This is a genomic window from Tardiphaga sp. GW821-FHT12E02 (assembly GCF_058807155.1).
The window spans coordinates 2,973,733-2,986,615 of sequence record NZ_JBXAQK010000001.1 but is presented as its reverse complement, the minus strand read 5'-3'; the positions used below and the strand labels follow the sequence as shown (position 1 = coordinate 2,986,615).

The following is a 12,883-nucleotide window of genomic DNA, read 5'->3' as shown; positions in this document are numbered from 1 at the left end:
TCGCCGACCCTCACATGCCCATGTTCTCGTAAACTGGCTTCCATGCAATGACCGCCGAGCGTTTTCTGCACTCCATCGATGGCATCAGCACATTCGCCGGCAAGGCTGCGGCCTGGCTCATTCTGGGATTGATGGGCCTCGTCTGCGCCGAAGTGTTCAAGCGCTATCTGCTGAACATGCCGACCGCCTGGATCTTCGACGCCTCCAACATGCTCTATGGCACGCTGTTCATGCTGTGCGGCGCCTATACGCTGGCGCAGAACGGGCATGTGCGCGGCGACTTCCTGTATTCGTCGATGAAGCCGCGAACGCAGGCCTCGCTGGATCTGGTGCTCTATATCGTGTTCTTCCTGCCGGGCATCGCGGCGCTGGTCTATGCCGGCTGGGACTATGCCGGCGACAGCTGGCGCATCCGCGAGCATTCCAATGTCACGGCGGACGGCCCGCCCGTCTATCACTTCAAGGCGATGATCCCGCTGGCCGGTGCGCTGCTGCTGTTGCAGGGCATTGCCGAAATCGCGCGTGCCGCGATCTGCCTCAAGACCGGGGCATGGCCGAGCCGGCTCAAGGACGTCTCGGAGATCGACGTGGTGGAGGAACAGCTCGCGCTCTCCGAACATGTCGGTGAAGAGACCCGCCGCAATGCCATCGCGCATGCGCAGGATATCGAGGAAAGCGCCCGCCAGCGCGGCATGGGTGGGGAGACGCCGAAATGAGCGATCCCGCCCTCGGCCTGCTGATGCTCGGCCTCATCGTCGTCGTGATCATGCTGGGCTTTCCCACAGCCTTCACGCTGATGGGCCTCGGCATGTTCTTCGGCTTCTTCGCCTATTACCGAGCCGGGGAATCCTGGGCCGACAATCATATCTTCGACCTGATGGTCCAGCGCACCTATGGCGCCATGACCAATGACGTCCTGATCTCCATCCCGCTCTTCGTGCTGATGGGCTATGTGATGGAGCGCGGCGCGCTGGTCGACAAGATGTTCTATTCGATCCAGCTCGCCTTCCGCCGCGTGCCGGCCTCGCTCGCCGTGGCGACGCTGATCGTCTGCACATTCTGGGGCATCGCCTCGGGCCTCGTCGGCGCCGTCGTGGTGCTGATGGGCGTCATCGCCTTCAACCCGATGCTGGAGGCTGGCTACGACGTCAAGCTCGCATCCGGCGTCATCACCGCCGGCGGCACGCTCGGCATCCTGATCCCGCCGTCGGTGATGATCATCGTCTATGCGGCCGTGGCCGGGCAATCGGTCGTGAAGCTCTACGCCGCCGCGATGTTTCCGGGCTTCTTCCTGGCGTTCCTCTATCTCGTCTACATCATCGGCTGGGCGCTGCTGAACCCGAAGATCGCGCCAAAACTGCCGGAGAGTGAAACGCGTGTACCGGTGCGGCCATGGATCGCCGACCTGCAGCAGGCCTATTCGCACAGGATGCTGCCGGCTTTGCTGACGGCCGCCGTAGCCCCCTCGCGCGCGATGGCGCTGACCATGGATGGCGCACGGATCAGCTATGGCACCATCCTGAAGAATCTCGGCTTCGCGCTGGTGCCGCTGATCCTCGCGCTATCCACACTATGGGCGGCGTGGTGGTATGTGGTCATCCATCCGCAGCCCGATACGCCCGCGCCTGCCGCCATCACCGAGCGCGTGCAGACCGGCGATGCAAGCAAGTCTGAGCCTGCCGAAGAAAAGCTTGAAGAGCTCGGCTCGTCGCAGTCAAGCTCCTCGCAGGAGAGCGAGCCGGAAACACTGCAGCAGATGGGCAATGCCGAACTGCAGACCAGCAACGCGCCCGCCTATACGGGACCATCGCCGGAGTTCTACACCTACTTTGCCTTTACCGCGGCCATCATCCTGTTGCTGCTGTTCTATTACTACTGGACCATGGGCGCCGAACAGTTCGAGGTGCTGCGGCTGCTGACATCCTCCGTGATGCCGCTCGGTCTCCTCACCGCCGTCGTGCTGGCCGTGATCCTGCTCGGCATCACCACGGCGACGGAGTCGGCTGCGGTCGGGGCCGCCGGCGCGTTCCTGCTCGCGTTTCAGGCGCGGACGCTGGACTGGAAACGCACCAAGGAAGCCGTTTTCCTCACGGCGAAGACCACGAGCATGGTGTGCTGGCTGTTCGTGGGCTCGGCGCTGTTCTCGGCGGTGTTCGCCATTCTCGGCGGTCAGGCGCTGCTGGAAAGCTGGGTGCTGTCGTTGAACCTCACGCCGCTGCAGTTCATGATCCTGTCGCAGGCGATCATCTTCATTCTCGGCTGGCCGCTGGAATGGACCGAGATCATCGTGATCTTCGTGCCGATCTTCCTGCCGATGCTGAAACATTTCGGCATCGATCCGATCCTGTGGGGCGTCCTGGTGTTCGTGAACCTGCAGGCGGCGTTCCTGTCGCCGCCGGTGGCGATGTCGGCCTTCTATCTCAAGGGTGTCGCGCCGAAGCATGTCACGCTGAACCAGATTTTTGCCGGCATGATGCCCTATATGGTGATCGTCATCATCTGCATGGTGCTGATGTATATCTGGCCCGGCCTGACGCTCTGGCTGCCGAATTACCTGTACGGGAACTGAGGGCTGACGCAGCCGTGGGATGGGTAGAGCGCAGGCGCGATAGCGCCGGAGCGAAACCCATCATTCCGCCGATGCGGCAAGCTCCGCCGATGAGTTTCGCTTCGCTCTACCCATCCTACGCACCGGCGCTCTCCATTTGACCAGCACCAATCCGCCCGGACCGACATCCCCTTTGCAGGCCGCGTTATATGATGTACATCATTCTTTAAATGAGGTTCATCATATGACCGACCGCACCGCTGAGAACGTGGCCAATAACCCGGCGCAGGAAACCGCCTCCACCGCCGGGCAGATCGCCGTGCTGGCAGCGCTGGCTTCGGTCGGCACGCTGGCGACCAATATTTTGCTACCGTCGCTGCCGCAGATGGCGGTCGCGCTGCAGGTGACGACGCCGGCCGTGACCGCATCGATCACGATCTTCCTCGTTGTATTCGCGCTGGGCCAGCTCGTGGTCGGCCCCATCTCCGATCGCTATGGTCGTCGCCTCCCGGTGCTGGCTGGCTTCGCCGTCTTCATCGCCGGAAGCATCTGGTGTGGCCTCGCCACTGACCTGCCCTCGCTGCTCATCGGCCGTGCCATCCAGGCGGCCGGCGCCTGTTCGACCTCGGTCTTGTCGCGCGCCATCGCGCGCGACCTGTTCAGCGGCGCGGCACTTGCCCGCGTGCTCACGATGGTGATGATCGCCCAGGCGGCGGCGCCCGGCTTCTCGCCACTGCTTGGTGGCGCGCTGGATCATTTCTTTGGCTGGCGCTCGGAATTCGTGTTTGTCGGCGCCTTCGCACTGGTATCCGCCATCGCCTTTGCTGCCACGCTTGGCGAGACCCACAATGCGACGCGCATTCCGCTCAATCCCATCGCCATCGGCACCACCTATGGCAAGCTCTCCACCAACCGGCATTTCCTGATCCCTGCGGCAACCGTCAGCCTGATCATGGGCGGCTTGTTCTCGATGTTCTCCGCCGCGCCGCGCATCCTGATCGAGGGTTATGGTTTCACGCCCATCGCGCTCGGCCTGTTCTTCGCCGGCACGGTGATGGTCGTGTTCGGATCCGGCATGCTGGCCGCGCGCCTGGCGCCGCGCTTCGGGCTGGAGCGCGCGATCCGTTACGGACTGCTGATCGCCTTCATTGGCGGGCTCGCCATTCTCGTGACGGCCTATGTGCACGCCAATGTCGCGACATTCATCGCCGCCACCTGCGTGTTCCTGCTCGGCATGGGGGTGGTCAATCCGCTCGGCACGGCGCAGACGCTGTCGCCGTTCGGCACCCATGCGGGTGCGGCGTCGGCCTTGCTCGGATTCTGGCAGATGACAGGCGCGGCGATTGGCGTGTTTCTGGTCGCCACGATCGTGCCTGATGCGTTGCTGGCACTCGGCATCGTTCTGAGCGGCGGGTGCCTGCTGGCGATGCTTCTTTATGCGATGCGTGCCAAGGCAGTCGTCGTGTAGGATGGGTTGAGCGCAGCGATACCCATCACCGCCGGACGCATGTGGTGATGGGTATCGCTGCGCTCAACCCATCCTACGAACGGAGCTTACCGCGCGAGATACCGCTCATAGGTGCCGCGCATCACTTCATCCGTGCCGATCTGCGGATCGAGCGTATAGAGATCCTGCGCATGGCCGATGCCACGTAGCGCAAAGCGGCCGGTCGAGACGAGATATTTCCGGCCGTCGCTATCGAGCCGTGACTGGAATTCCGACGAGGTCAACAGCGGGCGATCGACCGAACTGCACATCGAAGCGATGCGGCTGACTTCATTCACCGCCGGCCCAACCACGGTGAAATCGAGCCGGTCGTCGCTGCCGATATTGCCGTAGAAGACCTGGCCGATATGCAGGCCGACATAGGCCGTCGTCACCGGCTGGCCGGCAGCACTGCGCTTGGCATTCAAGGCCACGATGTTCTTGCGGAAGTAGTGCTCGGCGCGCAATGCATTGCGTTTGGCCTGGGCGATGTCATCACCCGCAAACATGGCCAGCACACCGTCGCCGATCAGCTTCAGCACATCGCCGCCGGATTCGTGGATGGCATTGATGGATGCCTCGGCATAGTCGTTCAGAAACGGGATGATCTCATCGGGGCCAATGGCTTCGCTGATGCCCGTGGAGTTGCGCAGGTCGGAGAACCACAGCACCGCCTTGATGCGCTCGGTGACGCCGCGCGTGATCCGGCCGCGTAAAACCTGTTCAGCAGCGTCCCGGCCGAGATAGACACGGCCGAGGGTGCGCGCGATTTCCATCTGCGCGGCCGATTTCAGCGCAAGGCCGAGTAAAGGCACGAGCTCGCGGAGCGCCGTCATCTGGCCTTCGTCGAAGCCGGCGTCGCGGCGGGTCGTCCAGTGCGAATAGACGCAGTCCATGTTGCCCATGGAGCCCTGCTCGCCAAACCTGTGCACGAAGACGGCGCCATGGCGATGTCCCTTGTCGCGCAGGCTGTCGATCATGTTGAACCGTTCGCTGACGGCGGGATCGAACAGGTCGAGGCGCATCTCGCTGTGCCCCTCTTCCAGCATGTGGAAGAACACCGAACGACGCCAGCTTTCCGCGGCGTCGCCGGTGGCCGTCGAGCCATATTCGAACATCTCGCTCTCATTGGTCGGCCTGTCGCTCCAGCGAAAGCCACGCCCTTCGAAGAGAGGATGCAAGGTGTCGAGGAAGACCTGTCCGCGCGAGAGCTCAATGCCCATGGCGAGGCAGCGCTCGCAGAACCCGCGGATCAGATCGCTTTCAGGTGAACCGGTGAGGCCCTGGCCGGTGAGCCAGTTCATCAGTTCGATACGGGGGGCAGTGTCCATCAACGATTCCCAAAACGCTACACCTCTTGGTGAGGAGGCGCACTTGCGCCGTCTCGAACCATGAGATGGCAGGCAGTACCTTAAATCCATCCTTCGAGACGCGCGCAAGGGCGCGCGCCTCAGGATGAGGCTGGAGAATGACGCAATCAGGAATGCGCGCCCCGTTCCTTAGGTTCCACGACCACCGACCCCGGGAACAGACGCCGGATCAGGATGTAGAAGATCGGCGTGAAAATCAGGCCGAAGATCGTGACACCGATCATGCCGAAGAACACGGCAACACCGACGGCCTGACGCATTTCCGAGCCCGAGCCGGAAGAGATCACCAGCGGCAGCACGCCAAGGATGAAGGCGAAGGACGTCATCAGGATGGGACGGATGCGCAACCGGCACGCCTCGACGATGGCGTCCAGCTGATCACGCCCCTCCTGCTCGATGTCGCGCGCGAATTCGACGATCAGAATCGCGTTTTTCGCTGCCAGGCCGACCAGCACGACGAAGCCGATCTGGGTGAGGATGTTGATGTCCTGCCCCATGATGCGCACGCCGATGGTCGCCGCGAACAGGCACATGGGTACGATCAAAATGATCGCGAAAGGCAGCGACCAGCTGCCATATTGCGCGGCCAGCACGAGATAGACGAACAGCACGCAGATCGGGAACACATAGAGCCCGGAATTACCCGCAGTGACCTGCTGATAGGACAGGTCCGTCCATTCGAATGAGAATCCGCTCGGCAGCGTTTCATCGGCGAGCTTCTTCATGGTGTTCAGCGCCGTCGCCGAACTGACACCGGGCAGCGTGTCGCCCTGCAGCTCCGATGCCGGATAGAGATTGTAGCGCGGCACGCGATCCGGCCCGGCGCGATCCTCGAAATTCACGACACTGCCGAGCAGCACCATATTGCCATCGGCATTGCGGGTCTGCAGCCGGGCGAGATCCGAGCGTTCCTTGCGGAATGGCAGATCGGCTTGCGCGGTGACGTGATAGGTGCGGCCGAGAATGTTGAAGTCGTTGACATAGGCCGAACCGAAATAGGTCTGGATCGCGTCATTGACGTTGGAGATCGGCACATTGAGCATCTGCGCCTTCTGCCGATCGATGTCGACGAAGACCTGCGGCGTGTTCGCGGTGAAGGGCGAGAACACCGATGTGAGGCCGGGCGCCCGGCGCGCGGCATTGACGAGTTCATCCGTCGCCTTCTCGAGCAGGTCGGGACCCCTGCCCTGATTGTCGAGAATGCGCATGGCGAAGCCGCCGCCGGTGCCGATGCCGGACACGGCCGGCGGCGGCACCACGATCACCAATGCGCCCTGGATCGCCGCGAGCCGCTTGCGCAATTCGGCGGTGATCTGCGTGGCGGTATGGCCCTCCTTGGCGCGCTCCTCGGCATCGGCGAAGACGGGGAACAGCGCCGCCGCATTCGAGGCCTGCGTGCGCGTCGCGCCATTGAAGCCGGCGAAAGACGGCACGCGGACCACGCCGGGCACTTCGAGCGCGATCCGCTCGATCTCGCGCACGATCTCCGTCGTGCGGCTCAGCGATGCCGCACCGGGCAATTGCACGACGACGATGACATAGCCGCGATCCTGCACCGGGATGAAGCCTTGGGGCGTCGCATAAAGCAGCCAGCCGGCGGTGCCGATCAGTGCGGCATAGACGACCAGCATCAGCGCCAGGTGATGAATGACGAAACCGGCGGCCGTGCCATAGGCATGCGAGAGCTTGTCGAAGCCGCGATTGAACACGCCGGTGAAGGCGTTCCAGCCGCGGGCAACGACGTTCCAGCTCGGCGGCGGTGTCTTCTCGTGATGCTGGACGAGGATCATCGAGGCCAGCGCCGGCGACAACGTGAGCGAACAGAAACAGGAGATCGCCGTCGCCACCGCAATCGTGACGGCGAATTGCTGGAAGAACTGTCCGGAAATGCCGCCGATAAACGCTGTCGGCACGAACACGGCGCAGAGCACCAGCGCGATGGAGATCAGCGCGCCGCCGACCTCGGTCATGGTCAGAAGCGCCGCCTCGCGCCGGCTCTTGCCTTCGGCCAGATGCCGCTCGACATTCTCGACCACCACAATGGCGTCATCGACCACGATGCCGACCGCCAGCACGAGGCCGAACAGCGTGAGATTGTTGATGGAGAATCCGAGCGCGGCCATGACGGCGAAGGTGCCGACCAGCGACACCGGAATGGCGATGATGGGAATGATCGCCGGCCGCCAGCCCTGCAGGAAGACGAGGACGACGATCACGACCAGCACCATGGCTTCATAGATGGTCTTGATCAGTTCGCTGACAGACTGCGCGATGAATTCGGTCGGGTTGTAGCCGATATTGTATTCGAGCCCTTTCGGGAATTCGGTCTTGAGCTTCGCCATGGTCTTGGCGATCGCATCCGCCGTCGCCAGCGCGTTCGATCCCGGCCGCTGCGACACCGCGAGCGCGACCGCCGGTTTCTTCAAAAGAAAACTGTTGGTCGTGTAGGACAGCGCGCCGAGTTCGATCCGCGCCACATCGCGCAGCCGCACGGTGCGGCCGTCACTGCCGGCCTTGATGACGATATTGCCGAATTCGGACTGATCCTTCAGACGCCCCGTGAATGTCAGGTTCGGTGAGAAGGCCCGATCGGAGATCGGCGGCTCGGCGATCTGGCCACCCGCGATCTGGATGTTTTGCGCGCGGATGGCGGTGATGACATCGCCCGCGGTCATGCCGAGATTGGCGATCTTGTCGGGATCAAGCCACAGCCGCATCGAATAATCGCGGGCGCCGAAAATCTGGATGTCGCCGACACCGTCAAGGCGCAGCAACTGGTCGCGGACGTTACGCAGCGCGTAGTTGGAGATGTAAAGCTGGTCATAGGTGTCGTCAGGCGACAGCATGAACACGACCATCATCAGGTCGGGGGAGTTCTTGCGGGTGACGACGCCGTTACGCTGCACTTCCTCGGGCAGCCGCGGCTACGCGATGGCGACACGGTTCTGCACCAGCACCTGCGCCTTGTCGAGATCGGTGCCGAGCTTGAAGGTGACGGTGATGTTGAGCTGGCCGTTCGAGGTCGCCTGGCTGTAGAGATACAGCATGTCCTCGACGCCGTTGATCTCCTGCTCGATCGGCGTTGCCACCGTCTCCGACACCGTCTGCGCGGATGCGCCGGGATATTGCGTGGTGATCACCACCGTCGGCGGCGCCACTTCCGGATATTCGGAGACCGGCAGCGTCGTGTAAGCGAGCGCGCCGACGATGATCAGCACGATGGACATCACCATCGCGAGGATCGGACGATTGATGGAGAGGCTGCCGAGATTCATGGCTTGGCGCCACCGGCGGGAGCGATGGGCTTCACCTCGCCCATTTTGGGCGCGACCTTGGCGCCGACACGCGCGCGCTGCAGGCCGTCGATGATGATGCGGTCATCCTGCTTGAGGCCCTCGCGGATCACCCGCAGGCCATCATCGAGCGGACCGAGCGTCACTGGCGTTGCCTCGACCGTATCGTCAGGCTTCACCACCATCACGATTTTTCGCGATTGATCGGTGGCGACGGCGGTATCGGGGATCAGCAGCGCTTCATATGCACCGCTGGCGATGACACGCAAACGCGCGAACTGGCCGGGCAGGATCGACAGATCGTGATTATCGACGATGGCGCGGCCGCGCAGCGTGCCGGTGCCGATATCAAGCCGATTGTCGAGGAAGTCCATCTTCCCCTCCTTGGTCGGCTTGTCATAACCGGTCAGCGTGATCTGCACGGGATTGGGCGTATCGCGCGAGCTCGGCCTGCGGCCCTCGAACCACAGGCGGCTATTGCGCTGATAGATGGATTCATCCATGTCGAAATACAGATAGATCGGCGTCATCGACACGATCGATGTCAGCAGCGTCGCGCCGCTGTCGCTGCCATTGACGAGATTGCCGACGCTGATCAGGTGCCGGCTGACACGGCCATCGATGGGCGCGACGACTTTCGTATATTCGAGATTGAGCTTTGCCAGCTTGAGCGCGCCTTCGGCCACCAGCACCGACGCCTGGGCTGCCGCGAGTGCCTGCGTGCGCTGATCGACGATGTTTTCGGCGATCGCCTGGGTCTTGATCAGCGTGGTGGCGCGGTCGAGTTCGCGCTGCGCGAGATCCACCTTGGCCTTGGCGTCGTCGAGCTGGCCCTGCGCCTGCTCGGCCGTAGCCTCATACTGGCGTGGATCGATCTCGTAAAGGACGTCACCGGCCTTCACCACGGCGCCATCCACAAAACTCACCTTGGTAACGAAGCCGGTGACGCGGGCGCGGATCTGGACCTGATCCACCGCATCGAAACGGCCCGTGAATTCATCCCAGTCCGTGGTCTGCTTCTTGAGCGGATTGGCAACCGTCACAGGCGGCGGCGGGGGTGCCGCGGCCTCGTCCTTCTTGCCGCAACCGGCAAGGAATACAGCGAGGATGACGGACGCAGCGGGAAAGATCGATCTGACGCAATTCAAGACAAATGCCCCCAACAAGCCGACTGACCGAAGTCAATCGTACATGAAAATTGCGACGCGTCGAAGTTTTTACAACCGACCGGCGCAATCTCGCATGGAGACCGCAGATGGGCGGCGCCACGCTCGCCTGCAAGGCATCGTCGTTGCACAAAAGTTTGATGCGGCCGGCACCTGCCCGCCTCAGCAGTCGCTCGGCGCCGGATTGCCGGCGAAACGCTCGCCCATCCAGATGACAGCGTCATTTGCGGCATCGCGCGCGGCAAAGCCGTGGCCGACATTCGGCATCAGATGCATGGTGACGCGGCTGCCAGCCTTGCACTGGCGCTGGAAATAGCCCTGCGTGACCGCAGGCTGCACCAAAGTGTCCGTTGTCCCCTGAGCGAGGAAGAGCGGTATGCCGTTCGGCAAGGCGCCCGGCGAATTGCGCGCCGCCAGCGATTTGTAGGGTTCGACGGTGGCGATATTCGGCACCGACAGGAAGGTCTGCTCAAGGACCTTTTCCTGGCTCTGCCGCTCGATGATGTCAAAAATGTTCTCGATGCATTCGTTCGCCAGACGATCGACCGTCGGCATCGCGGCGGGCACCACCACCTTGTCGAGCGGCTCCTTGAAGATGCGGGCCCATGACCACAGCGTCATCGCCGTCAGGTTCTTGCCGCCGGAGGTCTTGAAGTCGTCGCCCATCAGCGTGACGAGGTCTGTCGCCGGCGCCGCCGCAGCGACGCCGACGAGATTGAGCTCAGGCGCATAGGACTTGGCGAGGAGCCCGGTATAGAGCGCGGCATGGCCGCCCTGCGAATGGCCCCACACTGCAAAACTTTTGCCGCCGCCCGCATTGGGCATGCTGCGCACGACACGAACGGAGTCGAGCACGGCTCGTGCTTCGCTGGGGCCGACGAGATAGGGATGCGGACCGGGCGTGCCGAGACCGGGATAGTCGGTCGCCACGACCACCACGCCGCGCTCGATGAGTGGGCGCAGCCCCATCATCTGCTGAAACACGAACAGTGCCAGCGACGGCGCGCAATGCGGCACCACACCCGTGGTCGGATGCGCCCACGCGACGATGGGGCGGCCGTTTGGCGGTGTCTCCCCCGGCGGAATGATGGCGACGCCAGAGACGGCGATGGGCTCGTCATTCAACCCCTTGGACCGATAGAGAATGCGCCAAGCCTGCGCGCCCGCCGGCGCGAATTGCATCGGCTCGGAGCGGATCAGCGTGCCGGGCGGACCGGCGATTTCTTGCGGGGTGGCTTGGTAGAATGGCGTTTGGGCGAAGGCAGAAGATGCTACCAACACCATGATTGCAGCCAAAACGCTTTGCCTCACATGTCGTCCCCGCGAAAGCGAGGACCCATAGCCTTCAAGCTTTATGACGCTCACCAGCCGTAGCCACAGCTCAAACAACGATTGACGGTGTTTATGGGTCCCCGCCTTCGCGGGGACGACAGACGAGATCATCGCTCACATCCCATAAAGCAGCTTCAGACGTCCCGCCGCGCGCAACTGGATTTGCAGCGTGTCGGGCAGCAGCGCGATCTTCGACACGCCGACGGAGGCAAGCTGGACCTCGCTGCGGAAGCCGTCACTCAATGGCCGGCTCAATTTTGCATTGGCTGATGATATCAAACGATCGCGCTCCGCCTTGTAGTCGAGCGCGATCTTCTGCTTCAGCTGCGTCAGAAAATCACTGTTGCTCAGCAGCGTCGCCACATCGGAGGCAGCGATGGTCGCGGCATCGGCCTGCAGCGCCAGATCGGTGAATTGCACGGAGCCATCATCGCCGGCCTGCGGTGTCGCCGAGAGATAGATCCAGGCGCCCGGCCCTGATGGCGAGGACGGTTGCACGCCGATCACCAATTTGCCGTTCGAGGGATAGATATCGAAATCGCTGAAGCTCGGACCGCCCTGCGCGGCCAGTGCCGCGATCGCCGTCTGCACCTGCTGCTTGATGACAGCATAAGCGATGCTCACCGGCACCAGAACTTCGAAACGACCGGGATCACTGACATCGTCGCCGAGCGCCGGCAATGGCATCGGCGCGGGTGCCGGCGGCTGCGTGCCAAGGAATGTCTGCGTGGTCGTTGTCAGTTCGGCGGAGCCTTCGAGCACATTGCCCGCGGCGCGTACGCCCGAGAAGGCGATGCCTTGCGGCGTCGTCTGCACCCAGATCGCCGGCGTCTCGACGATCTGCACATTGGCAAACGCCTTCTGCCAGGCCTGCGTCGCCTTTGCCTTGATGTTCAGCGCGCGGACATTGGCGGTGACATCGCTCTGGACCTTCGAGAGTTGCGCCCTGATCTTCGGCTCCACATATTTCGACATGTTGATGCGGAAGCCGAGGATCTGCAGCTCCGGCGGCTCCTGCCAGCGAAAGCCTTCGCTCATGTCGAGCGTCACTGACCAATCCTTGCGCAGCTGCGGACGCGCGCTGGCATAGACGGTCATCGCGCCCTCGGCCTCGCCTTTCAGAAGCCGCGCAAAGCCTTTGGTGCCTTGCGCTTCCACACTGCCAAACAAGGGCGTCGAGGCAACGAGACGTCCATTCTCGGCGCGCATGGAGACGGGCCCGGTGCGCTCGATCTCACCGGAATAGGTGCAATCCACATTCACCATGCGGCCCATCACCTGGCGATGCCAACAGCTCGTGGTGCGATCGTCGAACGACGCCAGCACTTTTGGCACGCGGCGCGCGAGCGCATCATTGATCGCAGGGATGCCGAATTCGATGATCGCGGAAATTTTTGAAGTGACAACGGCCGGTGTGGCCTGATCCGCACTGAGTGGAGGCTTGTCAGCGGCCAGGATCGCTGTCGATCCGGTGACAGCGAGGACCAACGCGGCGCCCACCTGTCTAAGCGCGGATAATCGCAGCAAGCCTAGTTCAAATTGGCGAGGCGGAACAACGGACATTGGCGTCTTCGTCATCTGGACCTCGCAATGTCGTCAACGGCACCATGCCACCTTACCACCTCTGGATGAAGCAGCAAGCAATCCTGCGGGTGCCGATACCAAACGGAGCTTGTCCGCACCTTTTC

The 12,883-nt window shown here is 62.8% G+C and carries 7 protein-coding genes and 1 pseudogene; 3 read left to right on the top strand and 5 right to left on the bottom strand.

The window, feature by feature from the left end; genetic code table 11:
- Nucleotides 1-47: 47 nt before the first annotated feature.
- From AC1RQ5_RS13975 to AC1RQ5_RS13965, 3 genes are all read left to right on the top strand, one after another.
- A complete protein-coding gene (locus AC1RQ5_RS13975; protein WP_493199674.1) occupies nt 48-716 on the top strand; it encodes a TRAP transporter small permease subunit in 669 nt (222 codons plus the stop codon).
- Complete coding sequence (locus AC1RQ5_RS13970) at nt 713-2,569, top strand: TRAP transporter large permease (RefSeq protein WP_493199672.1); 1,857 nt, start codon at nt 713-715, stop codon at nt 2,567-2,569. Before AC1RQ5_RS13975 ends, AC1RQ5_RS13970 begins: the two co-directional genes overlap by 4 nt.
- A 223-nt stretch (nt 2,570-2,792) precedes the next feature.
- The gene (locus AC1RQ5_RS13965; protein ID WP_493199671.1) at nt 2,793-4,016 is read left to right on the top strand and encodes a multidrug effflux MFS transporter; all 1,224 of its coding nucleotides are present in this window, start codon (nt 2,793-2,795) and stop codon (nt 4,014-4,016) included.
- An 86-nt stretch (nt 4,017-4,102) separates the two neighbouring features.
- Here AC1RQ5_RS13965 and AC1RQ5_RS13960 read toward each other — a convergent pair whose 3' ends face one another.
- From AC1RQ5_RS13960 to AC1RQ5_RS13940, 5 genes and pseudogenes are all read right to left on the bottom strand, one after another.
- On the bottom strand, nt 4,103-5,365 hold the full coding sequence (locus AC1RQ5_RS13960; protein WP_398475315.1) for an adenylate/guanylate cyclase domain-containing protein: 1,263 nt from the start codon (nt 5,363-5,365) through the stop codon (nt 4,103-4,105).
- A 146-nt stretch (nt 5,366-5,511) separates the two neighbouring features.
- Nucleotides 5,512-8,679, bottom strand: a pseudogene (locus AC1RQ5_RS13955) (efflux RND transporter permease subunit).
- A complete protein-coding gene (locus AC1RQ5_RS13950; protein ID WP_493199669.1) occupies nt 8,676-9,845 on the bottom strand; it encodes an efflux RND transporter periplasmic adaptor subunit in 1,170 nt (389 codons plus the stop codon). Before AC1RQ5_RS13950 ends, AC1RQ5_RS13955 begins: the two are co-directional and overlap by 4 nt.
- Nucleotides 9,846-10,025: 180 nt before the next feature.
- Nucleotides 10,026-11,147 carry an alpha/beta fold hydrolase gene (locus AC1RQ5_RS13945; RefSeq protein ID WP_493199667.1) on the bottom strand — a complete coding sequence of 374 codons (1,122 nt, stop codon included), beginning with the start codon at nt 11,145-11,147 and terminating at the stop codon, nt 10,026-10,028.
- A 162-nt stretch (nt 11,148-11,309) separates the two neighbouring features.
- Nucleotides 11,310-12,683, bottom strand: coding sequence for a DUF4403 family protein (locus AC1RQ5_RS13940; protein WP_493199665.1), 1,374 nt, complete (start codon nt 12,681-12,683; stop codon nt 11,310-11,312).
- Nucleotides 12,684-12,883 lie beyond the last annotated feature (200 nt).